We start from the raw sequence: 23270 nt of genomic DNA on the forward strand, positions 1-23270 counted from the left end.
CCGCATACAGGGCGCGGCGGATCGCAGCCGGCTGGGTTGATTTCCGCCGCTATGTGCCTGGCGAAATCCGGGGCGAGATCGGGAAATCAGTCAGCCGGAAAATTCGGCGCTGGCAACTCAAACAGAACAAACCGAACGACAACGACAAGACGGACGGAGAATGACATCATGTTCCGCAACTCACGTATTCTCACAGCACTCCTGCTCTCCACCGCCTTGGCGTCAGTCCGGGCCTCGATGGCGCTTGCTGGCACACTGCCGACGGGTGGCAGCTTCGTCGCCGGCTCGGGCCAGATCGCCACCAGCGGCTCGGCGATGACGATCAACCAGACCTCCGCGCGGGGCGTCATCGACTGGCGCGGATTCTCGATCGGCTCTGGCAACTTTGTGCAGTTCAATAACGGCGCCGGGGCGACCATGAACCGGGTCACCGGCGCCCAGATGAGCCAGATCGACGGCAAGCTAGGGGCGACGGGGAGCGTTTTCCTGATCAATCCGAACGGGATAGTCGTCGGCCCCGGCGGGCAGGTGGTCACAAACGGCTCGTTCGTTGCTTCTTCGCGCGACATCAGCGACGGTCAGTTCATGGCTGGTGGATCGATGACAGCCTCGGGCCGCTCGTCCAGTGCCGTTGTCAACAGGGGCACGATCAGGGCTGCGAACGGCAACGTCGTGTTGATCGGTCAGAGCGTCACAAACGAGGGCGTCATCGTAACCGGCCATCGGACTGCGGCCATGGTTGCGGCCGATTCTGTCGTTCTGTCAGAGACCGGCGGGCCATCTGGCATTTATGTTGCCGCCGGTTCGACCGGCCGGGGTGACGTGACCAATGCCGGCCGCATCCAGGCGGCGGCGGTTGAACTGGCATCCGCGCACGGCAATGTCTATGCGCTGGGTGGGAACCATACCGGGGCGATTCAGGCGACCGGGACGCGCGAGGTTGACGGCGAGGTCTATCTGACGGCCGCTGACGGAACGGTCGATGTCGGTGGCCGCATCACCGCCCACAACACCGACGGCTCGGGTGGCCAGATCGTCGCAAACGGCCATGACGTTGCGGTCGCTGCCGGCGCTGTCATGGATGCAGGATCGACGGTTGCCGGCCGGGCTGGGGGCACCATCCTCGTCGGCACGTCGGGCCACGGCCAGAACCTGGCCCAGACGGTCAAGCTCGCGGACGGGGCCAGTCTGACGGCCGGCGGCAAAGGGGCCGGACTGATCGAGACATCCGGTCATCACGTCTCGACCGGCGCGCTGACCGTCGATGCTGGACGGGGCGGCACATGGCTGACTGACCCTGATGACCTGACGATCGACAGCGCGGCGGCCGGGACGATTCAGACGGCGCTGAATGCGGGGACGAACGTCTCGGAGCAGACGACAGCGACCGGAACGTCCGGGGCTGGGAGCGTGGCCGCCGGGAACGGGGACATCAACGTCAATGCGCCGATCTCGTGGACGGGCGGCGCGACCCTGACGCTTGATGCGTATCGCAATCTGAATGTGTCTGCTCCGATCACGGTTCAGACCGGCGGCGGGGTAGTGATCCAGACCGGCGGTGATGACATTTTCAATCCCGGCGGATCGCTGACATATGCCACGTCCGGATCGGGCTCCTTGTCCGTTAATGGGTCTCCGTATGCGCTCGTATGGGACCGTGCCGGTCTTGAGAGCATTGGAACGGCAGGGACGATCAGCGGCAATTACGCGCTGGCGAAGGACGTTGACCTGGGGAATGTCGCGTTCACGCCGATCGCGCATACGGGGAATTTCGGCGGCACCTTCGACGGCCTCGGGCATTCCGTTGACAACCTCCTGGTCAACGACACCACGCATGCCCTGGACGGCCTGTTCGGCGCAGTCAGTGGCACGATCGCCAATGTGACCGTCTCTGGCCTGATCGATGGCCGTGGCGGACCATCGGCATATGCTGGCGGCATTGCCGGTCAGAACAACGGACTGATCCGCGATTCTCATTCGTCCGCAACCGTTTACGGATACTATGTTGGCGGCCTGTCCGGCGGCTCCGCATCCGGCACGGGGCGGATCGAGCGGTCCACGGCATCGGGTGACGTCTATGCCCTCGACGGCTCGCCTTATGCTGGCGGCCTGGCCGGCTATGCTGCATCGGTCACCGATTCCTCGGCATCAGGCAACGTGACTACCACCAGTTCCGGCTGGACCTACGCTGGCGGTCTGGTCGGCGAGGTGACCGGCGCGATCTCCGGGTCGTTCGCAACTGGCAACGTCACGGCACCTGGCAGCAACGAGCGGGTCGGCGGACTGGTCGGACTGACGAACGGCGCCATCTCTGACTCATATGCGACAGGCACTATCTCGGCCGGCAAAGACGCCTATGCCGGCGGCCTGGTCGGACAGTCGAGCGGCGATGTCACGTCATCGTATGCGACCGGCACCGTGACGGCGGGCGACGAATCATATGCTGGCGGCCTGGCGGGTATCGTCCGTGCAGTCACCGATGGCCGGGCGTCCGGCAACGTGACGGGCGGCGAGGATTCCACGGTCGGCGGCCTGGTCGGCAAGAGCAGTGGCCTGATTTCCGACGCTATCGCGGTCGGCAATGTGACGGCCGGCACCTATGGATCAGCCGGCGGCCTGGCGGGCGAGAACATCGGCGGTATCAGCAACTCGTATGCGACCGGCACGGTCACGGCTTCGGGCGCGGCCGATGGCGCGGGCTATGCCGGCGGCCTAGTCGGCGACAATGAAGCGGCCGTCTCCGATGCGTATGCAACAGGCGCAGTGACCGGGCTGGTCAACGCCGACATCGGTGGCCTGGTCGGCAAGGCCGGCGGCGGCATGAGCGGCACCCTGTCGGACGTGTATGCAACCGGCGCGCTGACGGGGCAGGCTGGCCAGATCGGCGGCGTGATCGGCAAGATGTCGGGCCAGCCGACCATCACTGACGCATATTTCGACACGACGACGACCGGTGCGACCGCCAGTGTCGGAGTGACGGACTCCGGGGTGACAGCATCGGGAATCACTGGGCTGACAACCGAGCAGTTCGCGAATGGGTCGGCCACGCTGGCGGGCGGGTCGAGCGTTTGGGTCTCTGGGGCGCCGTATCAGGTGCTTGCGGCTCTTCCATATATTGTCGTGACCGGCTCTCCGGGGGCACACGAGACGTATGGCAGTGCGAGCGTCACCGCCCCAACGACGGTGACGGCGGCGGCGTCGGACGGGATCGATACCTCGGCCGCGCTGGCCGGCATCGGGCCATGGCATGGCTATTCGACGGCCGATGCGGGGACGTATGCGACGTGGGCTGAGGGCGTTGCCGCGCCATGGCACCAGATCACGTATCGGGCTGCGCTCACGGTCGATCCTGCCGCGTTGACGATCGCGGCCGGGAGCGGATTGAGCGTTTACGGACAGCCCGTTTCTGCACCTGGATACACCGTCAGCGGCTTGGTGAACGGCGACTCGGTTACCGGTGCGACGGTCGTGAACGGAGCTACGTCGGCGTCAAGCGTCGGGCAGTATGCTGTCGATGTGTCCAGGGCGACCGGTCGCGGGCTCGGGAACTATGTCATCGACTATGTGTCCGGGAACTGGCAGATCACGCCTGCAACGCTGACGGCAACAGCCGGTGACGGGTCGAGCGTTTATGGCCAGATGCCGACTGTGGCCGGTGACGGATTCACCTCGAAGGGGCTGGTCAACGGCGACACGATCTCGGGCGTCACCCTGACGACACCAGCGACGAAGACCAGCAGTGTCGGCACGTATGCGATCAATGCATCGGATGCGACAGGAACCGGCCTCGGCAATTACGACATCTCGTATGCACCTGGCACGCTGACGATCACACCTGCGCCGCTGACGATCACGGCGGGCAGCGGGTCGAGCGTGTATGGTCAGGCGCCGGCGACTGCTGGGTTTACGGCGACTGGGCTCGTCAACGGCGATGCTGTCTCCGGAGCAACCCTGACGACGGCGGCGACGGCGACATCGAGCGTCGGACAGTATGCAATCAATGCAGCCAACGCGACTGGGACCGGTCTGTCGAACTATGACATCTCCTACGTGCCCGGCACCCTGACGATCGATCCGGCGGCGCTGACGGTTGTGGCGAATGACCAGGCGATGACCTACGGCAACGCGCCGTCGCTTGGGAACGCTGCATTCACCGCATCAGGGCTCGTGAATGGTGACAGCATCAGTGCCGTTGATCTGTCCACGACGGCCACGAAGACCAGCGCTGTCGGGACCTACGGGATCACGGCCGCAAACGCGGTTGGCCAGGGCCTGTCGAACTATGACATCGCCTATGTGCCCGGCACGCTGACGATCGATCCGGCAGCGTTGACGGTCGCGGCAAATGACCAGACCAGCACCTATGGCAACGCGCCAGCCCTGGGCACGACGGCCTTCACGGCTTCAGGCTTGGTCAATGGTGATGCGGTTTCTGGCGTCAACCTGGCTACGGCCGCGACCGGGGCATCGTCGGTCGGCACGTATGGCATCACCGCGTCCGGAGCAACGGGAACCGGCCTGAGCAACTATACCGTCACCTATGCGCCGGGCACGTTGACGATCGATCCGGCAGCGCTGACGGTGACGGCGCTCGACCAGACCAGCACATACGGGCAGGCTCCGGCCTTGGGCACGACGGGCTTCACGGCGCAGGGCCTGGTCAACGGCGATGCGATCTCCGGGGTCAGGCTGACGACGGCGGCGACAGGAGCGTCCAGTGTCGGCGACTATGTGATCGATGCGTCGTCAGCGACCGGGCACGGGCTGGGGAATTATGCGATCACCTACCAGGGTGGCACGCTGACTGTCGATCCGGCGACGTTGACGGTGACGGCGGGCAGCGGGAGCAGCGTTTATGGCCGGGCGTCGGAGTCACCCGGCTATCAGGTCCTGGGGCTCGTGAATGGTGACAGCGTGACATCGGTCGATGTCACGAAGTCGGCGACCATCGAGTCCGGAGTCGGCAGTTACACGACGACGGCATCCAACGCGACGGGGCAGGGCCTGTCGAACTACACGATCGGTTACCAGAGCGGGACCTGGACGGTGACGCCTGCGCCGCTCGGCGTGACAGCCAGCGACCAGACCTCGACCTATGGTCAAACTCCACTGTCGCCAACCTCTCCGTCCGTCATTGCGGTCGCGGCCGTCACGCCGACCCTGCCGCCGGTCACGACGGTCGCGCAGGCACCTGGGGCTGAGGTTCAGCAGGAGAAACTGTCGGTCAGCCCGACCCTCTCGTGCAGTTCGTCGGGCAGCCTCGTGGGCGAAACCCAGATGACCTGCCAGACGCGCGGACGGTGACACGCTGCGACCAATGGTCGCATGACGAAGGGGGCATCCTGGCGACGGGGTGCCCCTTTTCCGTTCGCCGATCGCCATCGCTTGCCCTGGGGTGCGACCAATGGTCGCGTGGTCGATGACGATATGGGCTGGGGGCTGGCTCTGGATCGGGGCCGTTACGCGACCATTGGTCGGGGGAGCGGGCGGATGTTTCCGTTCGGGATGCCTCCGGCGGGGAGAGCGAGAGGGCTCTCGGGATGCCCGGCTGCCGCCGGGGTGGCGGTCACGGCGCATCCGTCTGACCGTCCTCACCATCATCGAGCGACACAAAGGAAAAGGCGACCCGCAAGAGCCGCCTTCTGTCCTCTCCCTGGATTTGTTCAGGATGCGCGCTCCATGCGGATAAATGCATCTCTCCAGTGCGGAATCCCCATAAGGATAGCCGACAGGCCCCTCACAACCAGATCATCATCCCTGCGGATGGACCAAACGTCATACTCGCCGCCACTCAGGACCGGCATTTCGCGACCGGGTGCCGCCGCAACCCATCTCTCCGCCCGCGCCGTCGCGATGGTGTTGACAGTCTGCTTCAGATCGGCCGGCTGGACGTAGCATATCCCCACCGCGATGACGTCACGCGGGCGAGGCGGCCAGCATCCATAGATGCCACCCGTCGGGACTGACTCGTCGTAGATTTCTGCATAGAGATCGTTCGCACGCCAGGCCGACCAATCGGACCAGATCGGGTCGGATGGTGCCGGGATCGCGTTTACCGCGCGCCGCACTGCCTTTATTCGCGCTGGAGTGAGTCCCGGCCATACGCTCAGTTGGCGCGCGAGCTTCGGCGGCAAGGACTCTCTGAGGTTCTCGTTATCGACTATCAGAGTCATCGTGTGCTTGATGATCCGGCTCGGGTCTGATCGCCAGCCATCCTCGTCGAACCTGAGTCCAACGTCGTAATACTCTCCGTAAGAACGGCGCCATTCGGCTTCATCTTTCCAAATCGGAGCGTCCACGGGCGGCAGGATACCAACGATCGCCTCGGCGATGAACTGGCTGACGCCTGCCATGCAGGCGATGCTTTCGATTACATCGACTTCGGCGAGATGATCGAACGTCCGGCGGGGCATCTGGTGCTTGCCGGATTCCCACCGTTTCCATGTTGAAAGATTGACGCCTGCGAGACCTGCGGCCTGAGCCTGAGTCTTGCCCATCTCGGCGCGCAGATGGCGAATTTCGTCCGGGGTGACCGGAGAACGATTATGAGAGATATCCATAGTGAATCTCCAGATTTCGGGAGCGGCTAGGGTCAGTCGCTAGGGGCAGCTAGGGTCGGTGGCATCTGCCACCTGCCATCATCGATATGGGGCGATTGCCACCATGGTCAAGAAAGAAATATCAAAAAAACTAGAAATAATAAGGAGGTAAACATGTTTACCGTGGAGAAATATTGCCTCGGTATTTAGGATTCTGCGATGATGACATGCTGCGACCTGTCGATGACATGACGTTGACGGGGTGTGTCATGGGGATGACTTGGCCCCAGTGCGTCGCTCCTGGCTGCACCATCCTGGAGCGGTTAGCTGTCCCCGACATCGCCAATCGACATTTAGTGCGCCCAGAATGCGTCGGCCTTACGTGAATATTATGTTGTTATCGAGACGAATGCCGATTTCAGCATGATGGCGGCGCGGTCCGGGACGACGAATGCTCCGGAGCCACGCGCCCCGGCGGCAGCCGGGCATACCGTCGCCTCCCTTCGAGGCCCCCTTCGCCTACCGCGTAACGGCCGGACTCCCAGCGACGATTCGCACGATTCCCCGATTCCGGTGCTCTCTGTCCTCCAGCCGACCATTCGGGAGCGACGTGCTTAATGATCCACGCTATTCCGCCGTGGCCGCCCATGAGACCCGTTTGCCGTCGCCGGGCAATTAGGCAGCAGGCGAATAGGCCCCCTCCAGGAGAAAATGATCGACCTGCGGGCAGAGGCGCGGCAACGGATTCTCGATGATTCCGCCGAGCTATTGCGGAATTCCGGGCCAGATCAAGCGGCCGGCAGAAAATCGGTGCGCGATTTATGAAATATGCCGCCAGATAGATTATAGAATAGGGCTTGTGCAATCGCACCGGTGCCCCGGCCGCATGACCGGCCGGGGCTCACTTGCAACGATGGATTGAACATCATGCAAGCCGACCTTTTTAACACGCCAGATCGCAACCCCTCAAATTCCGGGCTGACCGCTTTCGATTTCGAGGGGGTTCCCGTCCGCGTCACCGATATCCATGGAGAGGCATGGTGGCTGCTGACGGATGTGTGCCGGGTGCTGGAGATCAGCAACACAGGGAACGCCTCCGCGCGGCTTGATGGCGACCAGAAGTCCACTATCCGTATTGCGGACAGTGGCAATCTCAACGCCGATCGCGTCATCGTCAACGAATCTGGCCTCTATTCACTCGTGTTTGCCAGCCGCAAGCCGGCGGCCCAGCGGTTCAGGAAATGGGTCGCGTCGGACGTGTTGCCAGCGATCCGGAGGACCGGCTCCTACCATCTCAACCCGGCCCCGGAGCCAGCACGAGCCCGCCAGATGACCATGGCCGAGATGACCCTGGCCGTGATCGGCAACCTGCAAGGCCAGGTCGCAGAACAGGCGGCCACGATCCATGCCCAAAACGCCCTGCTCAATGCGAACATGCCGAAAGCGGCGGTCTATGACCGGATCGCCGACGCGGACGGGAGCATGTGCATCTCAGACGCTGCGAAAACGCTCGGCATCGGCCCACAGGCGCTGTTCCGGTGGATGTCCGCGAATGCCTGGATATTCAAGCGCGGACGCGGCGCCTCATGGCTCGGCCGTGAGGAAAAGGCGGAGAATGGCACAGGCTACCTGACGCATATCGCGACGACTGTCCTGCGTCCTGACGGCCGCGAGATCGTAACGAAGCAGGTCCGGGTGACGGCGAAGGGACTGGCCCGGCTGGCCCGACTGGTGCCTGGTGCGCGGAGCCACGCTGCGCCTGTCGCGGTGGCCTCGGAACGGGTCCAGCATGGAGGGTATTTCCATGGTCGCCGCCGGAGTGTCCATGCGGGCATGGACCCGGACGATATCGACGCCCTGGGCCGGCACGACGGCGCTCCGCCGCTCTGGCTCAACTGATCCACCATCTCAATAAGTTAGGCCCCGGCGATAAACCGGGGCCTTTCCATTTTATAGAGACCGCCCGTCGGTCTTTGATTCTGATCCAGAGCGAGTCTGGTGCTTCGTGTAGGACCGGTCCGCCGCCGCGATCTGCTTGTCGAGCGGCGTCTGGTCTGCCGCCCGCACCCTAGACGGGGATGCTGAGGTTGGCGGCCCGGAAACCTTGTTGGGGGTGGCCATGGGACCAGCCTTCGGTGCCGGCTTCAACGGCGGCGGCTTGTTGATCGGCGCCAGCTTTTTCGGAGGCAAGGGTGGCGGTGGTTTCGGTGCCGGACCAGGTGGTGGCGGCTTGATGCTGGGCTCATCTGGAAGCGGAATTTCCGGCTCGCCCTTGTGTGTGACCGCTGGGGTAACCTCTTGTTTATGCGGGTCGTTACCATGCTGGTCGCATGGGCTCTTCGTCGCCGGGCTGCTGATGTTCGATTGTGTCTGCTTCTGGACCTCCGCGCCGGCTGCGTCCGCCATCGAGGACGGGACGGCCCTGATCGCGGACACAAACGACAGCAACGATGACATTATCGACATTGTGGCTTCTCCGCCGTTTTCTGTGCGTTTTCAGCCTGATGCCGCGCATACGACCGGTCCGATGACGCGATCTGTCGCTCCAGGGGCGTGGGTCGTGCCGGCGAGACCATGTTCCGGGCCGGCAGCACGCCACCGCGCGGTGGCAAGGTCGCCCTCGGCGCCGGCTGATCCGATGCACATCCAGGCCGCTCGACCGGCGCCGAGGTGATCGCTCGCGATGGCGGGCTTGGGGCCGGACCGGATGCGACCATGGTCTTGACCGGGGGGACGCCACCGCGCGGGGGCAGGACCGTCCTTGGTGGCGGTTGATCCGGATCGCGGCTGGCGCGCTCGGCCATGTGCTGGGCTATGGCATCACGACGGGCCTCGATATTACCAACGACATCCGATGCGCAGAATTTGAGTGCATCCCTCATCGTCTTCTCACAAAAGACGCTCTCTGCATGCGTGATCTCGATGAATGGGAATTCGACTGACCACGCCTTACCTTCCACGTCGCGCGCGTGCTTGGGCTTCATGTTTCGATACCCGGCCAGGCGTATTCCATGGCGCAGTCCGCTGATGCGCGGATCGCCGTGTTTCTGGTTCAGGTCTGTAAAAAACTGGTTCAGGCCACGACGATCGAACATCTGATCATCAGTTCCGCTGGTGACGCCCTGGCGCCGGAACGGTTCTTTCGGCACTCGGAAAATGATCTGGTGACTGTTCCATGATGTTTGCAATGCGAGGCATGGTTTGTAGCCAGCCTCAATCCACGATTTCACCGGCAACTCAGTATCCGATCCGGTGATGGGTCGGGCATCGTCGATCAAGACATAGAACGCATGGTTGTCCATCGGCGTGATCAGGACGTTCATGCCCTCACTGTTCTTCTTTCGTAAGAGGCCGACCGAGTTCTGGATGTCTTTGGTGTTGAAGAACTTCTCGCGTTTCTCGCCGTTTTCGGTGCGCTTGCCGACGAGATAGCCGAACTTCGTCTTCATCTTTCCGGGCTTGTCTTCCCGATCCGACGCCGCATTTTCCAGGTCGGATTCTGTTACGGTGTCGGTTTCGGCATTAGCCTGGATCGTTTCGTCCGCCTGCTTGAACATCAAGGTGAGCCTGGCCTCGCTGCACCCCAGCGCGTCCATCTGCTGTTTGACCAGCTTGTTGATGACCGCTTCGGAGCCGAACAGGTCGCGGCTCATCTCGCCTTTGCCGACATTCCGTTCGTGCGTTCGATCATCTCCAAGATTCTCGTGGAGCCAGCCAAGCGACTGATTGTAATCGCATTTCCGTGCCCACATGACCGCATCGATAGCGTTGTCGGCCGGCCGCAGGTCGCCGACGCGCTTCGGGAGAGGGGCCGATATCGACAGGTCACCGGCCGCAATCAGAGCGGCATGGACGCCGGCAGGATCGAGCCGGCGCAAGCGGGCGACTTCTTCAGGGGTGAGATCGGCCATGACGATTCTCCAGGCGCGTCGGTCAGGTGGTCGCGGGCACGGGCGGGCTGGGCACACGGTCGCGATAGAGATGTCCCAGCGGATATGCATTGATTCTATCATGGATTCTGGAGAGGACGGACCAGACGACCCTCTCGGACGGGCCGGACCATGTGCCGGCCAGCGCGTCATACGTGACAGGCCGATCGCGGGGAAACGTAATGCCGGCCATGTGTTGGTTCGTCGAACGAAAATGGACGCGGCATACGAGCCAGTCGCGGGCGTCGTCGTAGAGAATGAAGCCATCATCTGACTCAGGCTCCGACTGGCGCCATGCACGGTCGGACGGAACTTGCTCGATCTCGCCATCAGCCTCGCGCATCAAGAAAACGTCCAGGTCCGGATCGAGTTTGCGGGCGATCATGGTGCGTCTCCAGGAATCATCACGGCAGAATCGAGACGTTTGCGGACGGCTGCAATCACGGATTCTGTGTGTTCTGTGCTGTCCGCAGACCAGCGGTCACGAAGGGCGTCGTAGTGAACCGACGGCAGGTCATGGAAGTCGATGCCGGCCAGCATCGGCGCCTTGCGGTTGAAGAAAATGCGATAGTCTCGCCAATATCTGGTGTCATCCGGCTCGACGTGCCGCAGTTCGCGATCTCTGTCATCTGGATCGTCGTGCCATGATCTGACTGGCGGCGGCTCTGGGTGCTTGATAACCATGCCGCCGGCGGCGATGAGGCGGCTGATCTTGGCTGTGTCGATTTTCGGCATCATCGCGGTCCTGTGTATGTCGATTCGGAATCACTCAGCGGCGATCGGCATGGTCTCGGCCTCAGACTGCCCGGCCATCATCGCGGCGTCGCGAGCGGCCTGGGCCTCAGCCTCGCGGCGACGGACCTGCTCCAGGAATTCCCGGCCGGTCAGGACCATCCTGGCCATGATGGCGCCTTTGCGGTTCTCCAGGTCGATCTCGTTGCGGCTGTCGGCGTCCAGTTCCAGACGGGCGCCGTTGGGCCAGACAAGGCTGCCGTCGCGATAGGTCAGGTGGGCACGGGTGGACAGGTCGATGATGATGCCGGCGGCGGCGTTGATGACGATCTCGACGGCGGTGCCGGGGGTGATGTCGCCAGCCGGATCGTGGGCCTCGCCGGCGATGGTGAGTCTGGAAAATGACATGATGGAAACTCCGGAAATGCCATCAGGGGGCGGCTGGACGGCCGATAATTCTGTTCGGCGACAGGGAGCGCATGAACGTGGCGATCCGGGTTTCGCTGCTGAGGTGGATCGGCGTTTCGTCGATCGTGATCTCGACGACCCCATCAGGACGGCGCCAGACGACGATCAGGTGGTCACCGAGGCGCATCGTCAGCGCGTTCCCGTCTGGGCCTCGGCTGGTCTTGCTGTCCCAACCGGGCAGCTTCATGAACAGGGCGAGTTCCAGAACGGCATCGCGGGCCAGGATGTCGTGGATATCAAATGATTGAAATTCCAGGGTGAATCGGCCGTCCTGGTGGAACACGGGCTTGAACGCGGGTTGTGGGCGGGTGTAAGGGGTCATGGCGCCACCGTCTTGTTTTCGGATTCGGACATCATGGCTGGGCTCCTGCTGAGGCACTGCTGCCGGTCTCGATCAGAAAATAATCGAACAGGGCTGGAGACATGCGGTGAATGCCGCCCTCCCAGCGTCTCCAGGACGTTTGGGTCTTGGAAACGACCTGGGCGGCCTCGGCCTGGGTCATGCCTGCCGCTCGCCGCGCATCGCGTATCTGCATAGGCGTCGGGGATATCGTTTGCATTTTATGTTGCCTGTTTGAGATGAAATTGCTAAAAGGAAATCGCTGAAGGGCACCCGCCATGCGGTTGCTAGTTCGAGGGCCGGGTAACTCCCGGCCCTGAACACCCTCAATCTCCGAATCTCTCCGAGAAATCCCAGGCGACCGCCTCGTCTGCGAGACGGATCGAGAACCAGCCATGATTGCCGGACCGAGGGGCCGACACTGTGGCGTGCTGCCCCTTGCTGTGGCGGAGGATTGGGTGTTTCGCGAGGACGCGCGATACTGATCCGCCGGGGCTGCGGACGATCAGGATTTCCTCAGCCTGCACGGCATGGGACGAGACGAGGAACGTGGCATCCAGGCCCGTCAAATGGTCGATCCGCAAATTCGGATATTTCCGTTCCAATGCCGCCCGCATGTCGGCCTGACGCTCGGGAACGATCAGGATATCGCCCTGGCGGCGGCTCTCGGCGAGCTGCTTTGCCGTGACACCCCACATCCAGCGCTGGGCGGCTGCGACCGTTTCGGCGGGAGAACCGGAGCATGCACGACGCACGGCATGGGCGGAGACCGGGTGCCGGAAGGGCGTGCCGCTCTCGTTAAACCCGCACAAAACATAGGTTTTCCGGACGTTGGTGAACTCCTGACGCTTGTAGATCCTGAATGCCTGCCGGACCTGCACGACACCGACGGACTGGTCCTGATCCCAGCCATACAGGTCGAGGTTCAGCGCGTCGCCCCGGCGGTGCTTGTCGAACTCTGCGTATTCGTCCGGCAGGGCGGGCTTCAGGAACGACAGGACCTGGTAAGCGTCCGCTCCAATCAGTTCGTTGTAGTCGCCGCGTCGCCCTGTGACGGACAGGGTGGAACGTGGAACATAACTCCGGGCGTGAGTCACCTTTGACGCCATGACGGCCATCTCCATCAGAAATCTGTTGTCTGACGATGGGCCTTGCTGAAGGGCACCCGCTCGTCATCAGCGCATGGGTCACGCTGACAGATTATACATAGTACGTTTCGACCTATTGTTCAAGAAATAATCGCAGAAAATAGATGAAGGATCGTACATGTGTGCGAGTTGTATTGAATTCGTGACGACATTTCGATGGTGTCTATTTCGGATTCGAGGAATAGATGACAACATGTTGTCAGAGAACTGCAATATGTTGTTGGGGCAGCACCTGGTCTGGGTGGCTGAGTGGATTCCGAGATGGCGGGGAGTGGGGTGTGGCCATAGGGGGCTAAGGAAAAGGGACGTGGCTGGCGGGATGTTTCGTCGAGGGGGCATCGACGGATGGCGGGAGGATAGGGGCTGCCTGGGGGAAGGGGCCTTTACCAGATGGGCTGAAGGGGGCGCTGAAGGCGGCGAGGGGATGCCCGGCTGCCGCCGGGGTGGCGGTGATGGGGCATGCGCTGGGCTGGCTGGCTGAACAGATCAGCGACCTGCTGCTGAATGCCGGCTAGACGATCTGATCAGCCACTGGACGCTGATAAATGCATCAGGCCGCCCGGCGGAGCCGGGAATACCAGAGCCTCCCTTCGAGGCCCCCTTCAGCCATCTCGTAAACGTTCTATCCTGCCCCGAGACCTACATCAGAGACCTACAGACCTACCGGGACCTACAGCCTAAACGCCATGTAGGTCCCTCGAAAAAGCGCGGAAGACTGCCACTTTTCGGCTACGAGACCTACAGACCTACATGATTCTTAAAAATACATATTTTACGCGGGGCATCCTCCCGCCTCCAGCCGCCCGCCGCGCCTCGTGTCGCCATACGTCAACGCGATGCGTATAACAGCGTGTTTTCTGCCGGTTATGTAGGTCTGTAGGTCCCGTGGCATGTTGTCTAATAATATCAATGCGTTGCGTGGGACCTACATGCGTTTATGATGTAGGTCTCGTGTGGGTCCCCACGCTGATCCCTGTAGGTCTCGACAAAAATGGGCGGCCAGTTGCCTGACCGCCCCCGATCGTCCCCGCTTCAGGCGACTTATTCCTGATCGTCGTCGTCAGCGTCGTCAGCGTCGCCTGCTCGCATGATGGCAGGGGTGATGACGTAAACCCTGACCTTGCCGACCCCAGGGATCATTTTTTTCATGGTGAGATTCCTGCCAGCGCCGGTCTGGAGGGCTCCAGCGTCGCGAACCGCCTTGGCCGCGCGGGTGGAGTCGATCCCCTTGCAGACGGCGTTCTTCCATTGCTCCGCTTGGACATAATATGAATACGCTTCGGTTCCGTCGCTGTCCCTGGTCAGTTCACGGAATCCGACAGCATCCCGGACGTTAGACAGATAGCAATCAGCGCCCTCCTTGCCAGTCGTGCCGATGGCTGTCCGGGCGGCGTCCACGTCCTCGAATCGCGAGAACCTGTGCTGCTCGATGAACCGACGAACCTGCTGGACGGCCAGGATATCCTCACGCGCGCCCAGGCCGCCCCGGTCAGCGAGCCACGATTGGAAACACGCCCCAACGCCACGGAATGCCTCCCCCTTGGCCCAAGGCAGCGTGCCATATTCCAGAGCGAGTTCTCCGACCGTCGCCATCACGGCGAACCGCTTTGCGACGCGATGGATCATTTTATCTGCACCGGCGGGGACGTAATCATCAATGAATAACTCAATGGATTCGGCGAACCATTGCCTGATGCTCTCGCGACCGGTCTGCGTAAGGTCCTCGATCAATCGGGCGACGAAATGGCGGCCGGCCGTCCCGTGGTAGCATTCGCAATCATCTTTCATGCGATCGACGAACGCCTTCGACGTGTGGGCATCGTGAATAGTGTCGAGCAATCCGTAGCCCGATCCATCCGGCTCGGCCTTTATGGATGTCATGCGAGCTTCTATGCCGCCCGTATATGTGCCGCCTGATGTTTCGATGACGGTCTTGAGGTGGTATTCGCCAGTCGAGCAGAACATGATGTCGAATTCTTTTGTTTCACGCAGAGCAATGTTCGGCCCGGATCGCAATCCGCCCTTCCTGTTCGCCCACATATAGATGATTCGGCCAATCTCTTTATTGATGCCCTTGTCGTCGTTTTTTAGTTCTTCAAGGAACAAGCCGATGCACGATGCGAGTTCGGCCGCGTTCTCGAAGCCCGTTTTCGTTCCATCGAGTTCAGTCATCAGCTTGCGCGGATCACCCCAGACACTCGTCAGGACATGAGAGTATGTTGATTTACCCAGACCGTTTCCGCCCCAAATGTGGACACCTCCGGCTTCGATCACGCTTCCCAGGACCTTCAGGAGCGGGCTTGTCAGCGCAAGGCAGATACCCAGGACAAGACGGCTGTTTCCGGCCGCTCGCGCTGCGACATATTCCTGCCACTCGTCGAGGGTGCCCGACGGCGTGTATTTCAGGCGCTCCTTCGCGGCATTGACATTCGGTGCGGCAAAGCGGATTTCCGAGTGCCCTGATCCGACGACGTCACCGCCGGGCATCACGAATAGAGGCCGCTCCCAGCCTGAGCCCTGATCCCACCCAACAGTATTGACCGTTCGGATAAATTTCCTGGCCTCGACGGTGCCCAGGAAATCAAGCAGTAGCCTGGCCATGCTTTCGGGAAAAAGCATCTTGTTCTCACGGAGTTCCTTCGTCAGGCTTGAACCTCGCGCCGAAATCTGGCCGCGCAGAGCGACAAACTCGACGGTCTGACCACGATTCTGCCAGCGCAGAATCACGCCGGCCGCACCGTTTTCAGCAAGGTCAGACTCAGCGACGACACGGAATGGCGTCTTGGTGACCTGATGGGTGACATCATCGTCGCCCTTAAAGACCAAGCCGGTCTTCGACATTTTGTAGCCATGGGGCATGATGACGAACGGGCGAAACGCCTGCTCGGTTGGCACCGGGTTCCGGGCGAGTGAAGCGATGTCGATGCCGAACTGTTCAGGATCGGAGACTGCCGGATTCCAGCCATCAGGCAGGTTATCCGGCAAGTCGATGCCGAGCGTCTGGCCCCGTGACTCTCCCGTGCTGTATCGGACTTTTTTGATGGCGTCGGCCGCTTCGATAGCGGCATTGGTGCCAGCCTCGCCAGCGTCGGGCCAAATGGTTACCGCCCTGGCGGACAGGGGGTCGAGGCACGTTTCGTTAGCCCCCGAGACGACGACGTGATCGGGAAGCATCTCCTGGGCGACGTCTGCACCATATTCATCAAACATATAGAGAACCGGCGCATCGGGTCGGGCGAGCAACCTGTCGAGGCCGTAGAGTGGCACTTTCCCGCCGTGGACCGCCTTTCCGATCGCATCTTTGGCATCAGCAGAATCAACAAGATGCCAGCGCTCGATGCCGTGTCGCGTCCCGTGAACGATGACCTGCCGCTGGAACCCGCCGTCCTCCGGCACCCGCAGGATGCCGAACAGCGGACGCGAATTGGCATCGTTGTAAACATGGATCGACGCCGGGCCAGGCGACATAAAGCCGAAGTCGGCGAGAGTGGGGCTCGTTGCCGGCATCGTGGGGTTTAGCTTCGACGGGTCGGGCGTCTTCTCCTTGGGCGCTCCCTGGGACCGCTTCGCGTTGGCGTTTTTTTTCCGTGAGGCGTTAACCGCGCGATCGTCCAGGTCTTCGTCTGCATGATGGGCCGGCGCAGGCGGAGGCGCCATTGGACGCGAAGGAGTCGCGATCGTGCGGGGCGGCAATTGAACGACATTGGTGGTAGCCATCTTCGTTTTCTCCAACAAAATGAATGAGAAAACGCTTGACCCTGCGAGTCCGATACCCATATCTGGGGACGAGTCCCCTGATATCTTTGCTTGCGGCAAGTGTTGGTGGGTGTGGTTGTGGGTATCGGATCGCTGGCTTACCCCTTCGCCGGGGTGGGTCAGCGTTTTCGTTTTTGGGCGAGGTTATGCGGCCGGTCCGGACCTGACCTGGATCACTAGATGATGTCCTGGATGTCCTGTTCCCAGCGCGAGTGCCATACGGCGAGTTACGGTGAGCCCATTCTTGTGTGCATATTCCAGCGCAAGTGCCGTCGCCTGGCTTTGCGCTTTGTCGATCTGTTCACGCTGATCGTCAGTCAATGCTGCACAGAGAATCGATACCGATTTGGGTGCCTTGAATTGCAGATCGCGGGGACTCGCAAGGTCGGGGTTCAGGCGCTCGACCGGGCACGGGGGCTCGCGCCGGCTGCCGCGAAAAGGGTTAGCGGTGCGGGTGGCAGTGGCAGCGTTCATCGGACTGCGACTCCTTATATATAGAGAGAGGTGTGCGGGCTTCAGGCCGCGATCTCGGTCTTGCGGGGCCGGCGGGGGCGGCGGGTCTGGCCGCGCGCGGTCACGAGAACGTCTGCTGGATCGACGGTCTGCGCCGCAATCCAGTCATGGATGTCAGCGACTCGATACCGGACAGCCCGCCCGAGTCGGATGAATCGCGGTCCGGCTGGCAGTCCGTGGCGGTTGTTGTCCGGACGGAGGTCACGGAGCCGGATCAGGGTCCGGACCGGAATGTTGAAGATTTCGGAGACCTGAATGTCGTCCAGCAGGCGACAGTCGGAGGTGGTATCCGCTGCGATTTCCGTGGTCATTTCTGGCGTCCTTAATGCTTTTTAGGCATCCAGCGCGATCTAGATCGGCGCCGTTGCAATACACATAGTGCATTGGACGTCATTTTGTATCTCATGACCTGAAATGCCTTCGCCTATGCTTGGGAGGGTGTTGAAGTCATGGAGTCGCGAAGGCAAATCACGAAGGCCGTGGCGGAAGTCATGGAGTGCCCGGACAAAGATGTCGATATGTCCTCGGGACAGACATCACATATTCGTGAGGTGCTATTTCAGGGTGGAGTGAGCATAAGCTGGAACGGACGGAGAGGGCTCGGCGGCCTACCTGGACACGGCCCTGTCAGTCCAGTATCAGGCGCCCATCGTGAGCCATTTTTGAGCCACGGTGGGGGTGATTTAGGGTGACAACGGGTGACGCGGGGTGACAAAATAATCTTGCAAGATCAACGCGATAACCACGGAGCCCGCAGTCTTCCATGACTACATTTTGCCCTTTCACGGCGGTAACACGGGTTCGAATCCCGTACGGGACGCCATAGACTGTTTCGGTCGATGGCATGAATGGCCAATCGACAAAAAGCAGCCGCTGATCGATGTTCGTCCAGTGCCGAGCTAGGAATGGCCGGACTTGGCGCGGATGGTCCTGATGCCGCGCCTTCCGCCGTTATTCCGGTATGAATTCGAACCGGGCGAAGCCTAATTTTCCGAGGGCTTTGCAGATCTGGAGCACGTAGGCGGGCTTTCGGCGCAGCGCCCACAACGTTCCGAAGACCGATAGCTGCGACAGGGCGATAAAATAGACGCTCATGCGGGTCAGCAGCTTATGGGAACTGATGGCCATGCGGACTTCTGCCGAATGGCGGGAACTTCGCTGAACGCGGCGACACATATAGCGAAAGCTCTGCCGCCCGGCTTCATTGAACTCGACGACCTCGGCCCCCACGCACCAGACGAATCGCCTTCCGGCCTGCGCCAGGCGCAGGAGCAGGAGCGTATCCTCGCCTCCGGTGCGCCCGAAATCCTCGTCGAATGGCTTGTCTCCTGAAAAACAGGAAGAGCGTTTCAGCATGACATTCGCGGTGCTGACCCCGCGGGGGCGGGGGGGAAACCATTTCAGCGGCTCGATCGTCGTGCCGTCGGGCAACCCGAAATCGGTGCTGTAATAGCGGCCCTGGGGATCCCACCCCGGAGGGGAGCCGCCTTCGAAGATCGGGGAGATGGCCCCGAAACTGGCATCGGCGCCGGTTCGGGCCAGGCACCGGTAATGGGCCATCAGCCAGCCTGGCTCGGGTGCCTCGTCATCATCGACGAATGCGATGAAGGCACCTCTCGCGGCCTTGACGCCCAGATTGCGTGCCTCGGCGATGTTGCGGTCGCCGGCCGCGATATGACGCAATGGGATCGTGCTGTCGAAAGCCGATACCACGGGTGCGGCCAGGCGGTCGGGGTGGTTGTCCGCGACGACGATCTCCCACGAGATCGCGGCATCGACCTGTTGGGACAGGCAGGCCTGGATCGTGCGTGTCAGCAGGTTCAGGCGATCGTAACATGGCACCACGATGCTGATATCGATGGCGGGTTGGGATAATGCCCGCTCTCCGGCCTCTGTCATGGGTTTGTCAGTTCCTCAGCCGTTTCGAACGGGATACGATTCTCTCGCGATGCTAACACAGTCATGAGGCATGGGCATGTCTTCAGGATGCGAACGCGATCGACGATGGGGGGAGCCCATCTGGACCATGCCTTTGCCGTCATGTTGTTCATGCTCAAGGGACATCATGGGACGAGTTGTGCCTCGTGCGTGCGGGAAGGCAGGGTGACCGATCCGTCCCATGGCTTGTGCGCCGGATCGTGCATGATCCGTTGCCTGTTCCAGGATGTCAGTTCGAACAGTGAGAAATAGAGTGCCACGGCCAGCAAGCCATTATTGCTGAAGAGATTGGATTCCGTGAAATTATGGATGCTCAGGGCGAGAAGAAAGGCAAGGTGGAAGAACGCCACGGGCCTGATCATCGTCGCCGAATGAGGCCCGTGCCATATCGGCGCCTTGGCGACAGCCTTCACGGCCAATGTGATGGCATAAACCAGAATCCCGACGCCCATGGCCAATCCGACCAGTCCGCCTGTAGCGATCAGATCGATATAGCCTTCGTGGCCTTCATTGATATGGACTTCGTTACCGAACCACATGGATGACTTCAGGCTGGGTTGAACGGCGGGATTGATGGCCCAGAATGAATAGAAGCCGGCCCCGAACCATGGACGCTTCTGGATTTCAAGAAGCATGAAGCTCCAGAGATCCGTGCGGCCGGTGAAGGTCATGTTCCTGAAGAGAACCATCGGGTCGCTATTGGTCGTGCTGCACCAGATCAGATAGCCGAAGACCGTGCCTATCGCGCTGCCCACCGTTCCGCAGGCGATGGCCAGCGCCGCGGATTTACGGCTGCGGGTGAGCATGAAAAACAACCATAGCAGCCCGGGCATCACGAGGATGATGGCAAGGCTGGTCTTGGAGCGACTTGCAAGAAGGAGGGCCAGCAGCAGGGCGTTTCCCGCCCATGTCAGTCGACGCTCCTGCTTGCCGAGGCGGCAGAAGAGCAGCGTGCCGCCGGCCAGGAGGCCATACATCATGATCAACCCGGTCAGGTTTTTCTGCGGTTGCAGGCCAGCCAGGCCTTCGTCGGTCATGGCAAAACCGGGCATGACGACCCATGTGACCAGATCGGCGCACGCCGTGATGACGCAGCTCATGAAGATACAGCGAATCAGGATCAGCCTGTCGCGTATGGAGCTTGTCAGTGTTGCCACAAGGATAATCTGTACCCATGCGAGCAGGACACGGCGTCTCGATGCATCCGGGTCGAGTGCCCACACTGTGCTGCATGTAAAATAGACAAACAGGGCGATAAGGGGCCACCCCGCCTTGAACGTGTCCTGGAGCCCCGTCCACCTGCTTCTGATCAGGGGAAGGGCCGCGGCCATAAGAGCCAGCCAGATGAAGCGATTGATCGGATTGACGGAATCCGTGCTGGCAACCGTCAAGGCATCGCGATGGAAATCGGGCGTGCCGATCGCGGAGTACAAAAGCGTGAGAAGCAGAAGCCAGGAAGAGAGGCGATGGACCCAGCTTGGTGTCGGATGCGTTTCCATGCGTGTTCCTGCTACCGTCACGACGTGGGGCGGGAAGGCGCGCCGGTGTCGTGCTTCTTTATTCAGCCGTCTTCGTCAAGTCATGAGCGCCTTGTCTCTCGTGGAGCTTCCGGCTCCGGCCTGCAAGGGCGATCCATATGATCTATCCATGCGGCGGCCATTTTCCAAGCTCGTTTACGTATGCGCCGGTCGAGCGGCCGGCGCGTGCGTGAACAGGCCCGGTTTCTCCGGAATTGCAACTTTTCTCCGATCTTCTATAGTTTTTCTTCGCAGGACGGTAGAGACGCTCCCCGGAGGACATTTTCATGAAGGTGCTCGTGACGGGAAGCAACGGCTTTCTTGGAAAAGCCGTCGTAAGGACTTTGGGCGCGCGGCCCGACATGCGGGTATTGGCCACGGCCCGTCAGCCCAGCGATCGCACGGCAAGGCTGGATATCACGGAGGATGCGGCGATACAGGCCGATATTCTGCGGGGCGTCGACGGTGTGGTCCATTGCGCCGCCGGTGGGGCGGACGTGGTGATCGACGGTACGCGGAAGCTGCTCGAGGCCTGCCAGATGGCGGGTGTCAGACGTGTTGTGCTGATCAGTTCCATCTCGGTTTATGGCGGGGCCGCCGGCTGCGTTTCGGAAGCCACACCGCGTATCAAGGGGACACGGTCGAATTACGCGGGCTGGAAGGCCATGGCGGAAGAGGCAAGCGAAGGTTTTCCCGGTGTGGAAATCGTCATCCTCAGGCCGACCATTATCTATGGGCCGGACAGTCCGCTCTGGGTGACGGGTCTTGAGCGGCGTATCCTTGGCGGATATTGGGGCGAGTTCGGCGCGTTGGGGGACGGATCATGTAATCTCGTGCATGTCGACGACGTCGCGGGGGCGGTTGAGGCCGCTCTCGTCGTTCGCTCGGCCGCGGGACATGTTTTCAACGTCAATGGTCCGGACTGCGTGAGTTGGAACAGTTGGTTCCAGAAAATGGCGGACCTGGTGGGCTATGGGCCGCTGCGTCATATTACGCCGCCTGTTCTATACGGGCGGGTTCTGGTGGCGCTTCCCTTCAAGGCGTTGAGAAAACTGTTGCGGTCGGACAGATTCGCCTGGGTCAGCGGTGCTCCGGCGCTCAGTGAGCTTGCTCTGTTCAGACGGAAGGTCTTCTACCCGACGGACAAGGCAAAAGCGATTCTGAACTGGTCTGCGCACATGACGCTGGCGGACGGTCTGGCGACCATCGGGCATTCGAGGGCGGGGAGTGGGCGCACGTGATGGAACCGCCGCTCATTTCCATTGTCATCTGTACGTTCAACCGTCCCGACTCCCTGGCGCGACTGGTCGATGATTGCATCGGGCGAGCCAGTCCGAAGGGATTGCGTTTTGAGGTGGTGATTTCCGACAATAGCCCCGCGGGCTATGGACGCGACATTGTGGCGGGCTATCAGCGGGGACCCGTGCCGGTCCGATATGTCAGCGCCCATCCGGCCAATATCTCGATTGCCCGTAATCGGGGCATCGGGACGGCCCATGCTGATATCATCGCGTTGCTGGATGACGACGTCACGATAGCGAGCGGATGGCTGGATCGGATGTACGCGACTTTGGACGCCAGCGGCGCGGATTGCGTGCTCTCGGCCGTATCCGTGCGGCCCGCCGAGGACCCTCCCGTATGGGATAGGGAAACCCGGCAGTTCGTGCGCGCCTGGCCCATGCCGGACGGTACACCCATACCTCTCGGGCGTGGCGGCGGATCGCCGGTGACGGTGTCCACCAATGCCTCGATGTGGCGACGGCAGAGATGTTTCAGGGACGGTGAGCCTTTTGACCCGGCGTTCGGGAAATCGGGGGGCGAGGATCTGGACCTCTTTCTCCGGCTGCGGAGAGAGGATCTACGCATTGCCTGGTGTGGGTCGGCCGTCGCGTACGAATGGGTGCCGGCCCATCGCATGAACTTCCGTTATCTCTTCCTGCGTGCGTTCAGCGGGGGCCAGGTCTTTGCCGCCGCTGTGATTCATAATGCCGATCGTGCATGGTTGTCCGCGTCGGGGCTCATGCTGCGCGGCCTGCTGCAATGCGCCGGCGGTTGCCTGCTGCTGCTGTTGCGTGTCGTACCCTATGTCATGCGTGGTGGCTCTCTGACACCGGCCTTGGCCGTTCTCCTGCTCAAGATGGCCGGGGCGGCGGGCAAATGCTTCTGGTTTTATAAAATTCCGCTTTATCCGATCGAGGCCGCCGGTCAGCGTTGAATGTGCTTGCGCGGGTTGGCGGCCATGTTCGGCAGGCCGGCGACAACGATCTCGTGGAAGGACAGACAGTGCGTGTCTCACGTCGAACAATTCTGGCAGGTGGCATGGTTGTTGCGGGTAGCGGACTGCCAAACCCGCGACGCTCCATCGCTCGCGCTACGAAACGCGTGAGGAA

17 protein-coding genes are annotated in these 23270 nt (G+C 61.5%); 4 read left to right on the forward strand and 13 right to left on the reverse strand.

Going from position 1 to position 23270, the window contains the following annotated elements:
* The first annotated feature begins 51 nt into the window (after window positions 1-51).
* Window positions 52-5304, forward strand: coding sequence for a beta strand repeat-containing protein (locus tag HLH48_RS02130; protein WP_182995853.1), 5253 nt, complete (start codon window positions 52-54; stop codon window positions 5302-5304).
* Window positions 5305-5663: 359 nt separating this feature from the next.
* On the opposite strand, the gene HLH48_RS02135 is transcribed toward HLH48_RS02130, so the two are convergent.
* On the reverse strand, window positions 5664-6560 hold the full coding sequence (locus HLH48_RS02135; protein WP_182995854.1) for a helix-turn-helix domain-containing protein: 897 nt from the start codon (window positions 6558-6560) through the stop codon (window positions 5664-5666).
* A 906-nt stretch (window positions 6561-7466) separates the two neighbouring features.
* Here HLH48_RS02135 and HLH48_RS02140 point away from each other — a divergent pair.
* The gene (locus tag HLH48_RS02140; RefSeq protein ID WP_182995855.1) at window positions 7467-8438 is read left to right on the forward strand and encodes a phage antirepressor KilAC domain-containing protein; all 972 of its coding nucleotides are present in this window, start codon (window positions 7467-7469) and stop codon (window positions 8436-8438) included.
* Window positions 8439-8995: 557 nt separating this feature from the next.
* Here HLH48_RS02140 and HLH48_RS02145 read toward each other — a convergent pair.
* From HLH48_RS02145 to HLH48_RS02200, 12 genes are all read right to left on the reverse strand, one after another.
* A complete protein-coding gene (locus tag HLH48_RS02145) occupies window positions 8996-10450 on the reverse strand; it encodes a DNA-primase RepB domain-containing protein (RefSeq protein ID WP_182995856.1) in 1455 nt (484 codons plus the stop codon).
* Window positions 10451-10472: 22 nt separating this feature from the next.
* Window positions 10473-10853, reverse strand: a complete 381-nt coding sequence (locus HLH48_RS02150; protein WP_182995857.1) for a hypothetical protein — start codon at window positions 10851-10853, stop codon at window positions 10473-10475.
* Window positions 10850-11203 (reverse strand): hypothetical protein, encoded by a 354-nt coding sequence (locus tag HLH48_RS02155; protein ID WP_182995858.1) that lies wholly within the window; start codon window positions 11201-11203, stop codon window positions 10850-10852. The genes HLH48_RS02150 and HLH48_RS02155 overlap by 4 nt, the downstream gene beginning before the upstream one ends.
* Window positions 11204-11233: 30 nt before the next feature.
* Window positions 11234-11608, reverse strand: a complete 375-nt coding sequence (locus HLH48_RS02160) for a hypothetical protein (RefSeq protein ID WP_182995859.1) — start codon at window positions 11606-11608, stop codon at window positions 11234-11236.
* A gap of 22 nt (window positions 11609-11630) precedes the next feature.
* Entirely contained in the window at window positions 11631-12047 is a 417-nt protein-coding gene (locus HLH48_RS02165; RefSeq protein ID WP_182995860.1) for a hypothetical protein, read from the reverse strand.
* On the reverse strand, window positions 12022-12405 hold the full coding sequence (locus tag HLH48_RS23645) for a helix-turn-helix domain-containing protein (RefSeq protein ID WP_306309970.1): 384 nt from the start codon (window positions 12403-12405) through the stop codon (window positions 12022-12024). The genes HLH48_RS02165 and HLH48_RS23645 overlap by 26 nt, the downstream gene beginning before the upstream one ends.
* A complete protein-coding gene (locus HLH48_RS02175) occupies window positions 12335-13117 on the reverse strand; it encodes a hypothetical protein (protein ID WP_182995861.1) in 783 nt (260 codons plus the stop codon). Before HLH48_RS02175 ends, HLH48_RS23645 begins: the two co-directional genes overlap by 71 nt.
* A 1080-nt stretch (window positions 13118-14197) precedes the next feature.
* On the reverse strand, window positions 14198-16873 hold the full coding sequence (locus HLH48_RS02180) for a DUF927 domain-containing protein (protein WP_182995862.1): 2676 nt from the start codon (window positions 16871-16873) through the stop codon (window positions 14198-14200).
* A gap of 183 nt (window positions 16874-17056) precedes the next feature.
* Entirely contained in the window at window positions 17057-17386 is a 330-nt protein-coding gene (locus HLH48_RS02185; RefSeq protein ID WP_182995863.1) for a relaxase domain-containing protein, read from the reverse strand.
* Window positions 17387-17427: 41 nt separating this feature from the next.
* Window positions 17428-17736, reverse strand: coding sequence for a helix-turn-helix transcriptional regulator (locus HLH48_RS02190; protein WP_182995864.1), 309 nt, complete (start codon window positions 17734-17736; stop codon window positions 17428-17430).
* A 640-nt stretch (window positions 17737-18376) separates the two neighbouring features.
* Window positions 18377-19324: a glycosyltransferase family 2 protein gene (locus HLH48_RS02195; RefSeq protein ID WP_182995865.1), complete on the reverse strand. Its 948-nt coding sequence runs from the start codon at window positions 19322-19324 to the stop codon at window positions 18377-18379.
* 164 nt (window positions 19325-19488) lie between these two features.
* Window positions 19489-20862, reverse strand: a complete 1374-nt coding sequence (locus HLH48_RS02200) for an O-antigen ligase family protein (RefSeq protein WP_182995866.1) — start codon at window positions 20860-20862, stop codon at window positions 19489-19491.
* A gap of 305 nt (window positions 20863-21167) precedes the next feature.
* Between HLH48_RS02200 and HLH48_RS02205 the strand changes: the two genes are divergently transcribed.
* Together HLH48_RS02205 and HLH48_RS02210 are read left to right on the forward strand one after the other, a co-directional pair.
* Window positions 21168-22121 carry an NAD-dependent epimerase/dehydratase family protein gene (locus HLH48_RS02205; RefSeq protein WP_182995867.1) on the forward strand — a complete coding sequence of 318 codons (954 nt, stop codon included), beginning with the start codon at window positions 21168-21170 and terminating at the stop codon, window positions 22119-22121.
* A complete protein-coding gene (locus HLH48_RS02210; protein ID WP_246386746.1) occupies window positions 22121-23095 on the forward strand; it encodes a glycosyltransferase family 2 protein in 975 nt (324 codons plus the stop codon). Before HLH48_RS02205 ends, HLH48_RS02210 begins: the two co-directional genes overlap by 1 nt.
* Window positions 23096-23270: the final 175 nt, after the last annotated feature.

Source organism: Gluconacetobacter sacchari (genome assembly GCF_014174255.1).
Classification (GTDB): Bacteria; Pseudomonadota; Alphaproteobacteria; order Acetobacterales; family Acetobacteraceae; genus Gluconacetobacter; species Gluconacetobacter sacchari.

What these genes read in the sequence shown, in the direction of transcription:
- HLH48_RS02195 (WP_182995865.1), bottom strand. Translation starts at nt 19,324, where the DNA reads ATGACAGAGGCCGGAGAGCGGGCATTATCCCAACCCGCCATCGATATC.
- HLH48_RS02190 (WP_182995864.1), bottom strand. Translation starts at nt 17,736, where the DNA reads ATGACCACGGAAATCGCAGCGGATACCACCTCCGACTGTCGCCTGCTG.
- HLH48_RS02210 (WP_246386746.1), top strand. Translation starts at nt 22,121, where the DNA reads ATGGAACCGCCGCTCATTTCCATTGTCATCTGTACGTTCAACCGTCCC.
- HLH48_RS02200 (WP_182995866.1), bottom strand. Translation starts at nt 20,862, where the DNA reads ATGGAAACGCATCCGACACCAAGCTGGGTCCATCGCCTCTCTTCCTGG.
- HLH48_RS02185 (WP_182995863.1), bottom strand. Translation starts at nt 17,386, where the DNA reads ATGAACGCTGCCACTGCCACCCGCACCGCTAACCCTTTTCGCGGCAGC.
- HLH48_RS02150 (WP_182995857.1), bottom strand. Translation starts at nt 10,853, where the DNA reads ATGATCGCCCGCAAACTCGATCCGGACCTGGACGTTTTCTTGATGCGC.
- HLH48_RS02140 (WP_182995855.1), top strand. Translation starts at nt 7,467, where the DNA reads ATGCAAGCCGACCTTTTTAACACGCCAGATCGCAACCCCTCAAATTCC.
- HLH48_RS02205 (WP_182995867.1), top strand. Translation starts at nt 21,168, where the DNA reads ATGAAGGTGCTCGTGACGGGAAGCAACGGCTTTCTTGGAAAAGCCGTC.
- HLH48_RS02135 (WP_182995854.1), bottom strand. Translation starts at nt 6,560, where the DNA reads ATGGATATCTCTCATAATCGTTCTCCGGTCACCCCGGACGAAATTCGC.
- HLH48_RS23645 (WP_306309970.1), bottom strand. Translation starts at nt 12,405, where the DNA reads ATGGCTGGTTCTCGATCCGTCTCGCAGACGAGGCGGTCGCCTGGGATT.
- HLH48_RS02145 (WP_182995856.1), bottom strand. Translation starts at nt 10,450, where the DNA reads ATGGCCGATCTCACCCCTGAAGAAGTCGCCCGCTTGCGCCGGCTCGAT.
- HLH48_RS02180 (WP_182995862.1), bottom strand. Translation starts at nt 16,873, where the DNA reads ATGGCTACCACCAATGTCGTTCAATTGCCGCCCCGCACGATCGCGACT.
- HLH48_RS02175 (WP_182995861.1), bottom strand. Translation starts at nt 13,117, where the DNA reads ATGGCGTCAAAGGTGACTCACGCCCGGAGTTATGTTCCACGTTCCACC.
- HLH48_RS02130 (WP_182995853.1), top strand. Translation starts at nt 52, where the DNA reads ATGTGCCTGGCGAAATCCGGGGCGAGATCGGGAAATCAGTCAGCCGGA.
- HLH48_RS02155 (WP_182995858.1), bottom strand. Translation starts at nt 11,203, where the DNA reads ATGCCGAAAATCGACACAGCCAAGATCAGCCGCCTCATCGCCGCCGGC.
- HLH48_RS02160 (WP_182995859.1), bottom strand. Translation starts at nt 11,608, where the DNA reads ATGTCATTTTCCAGACTCACCATCGCCGGCGAGGCCCACGATCCGGCT.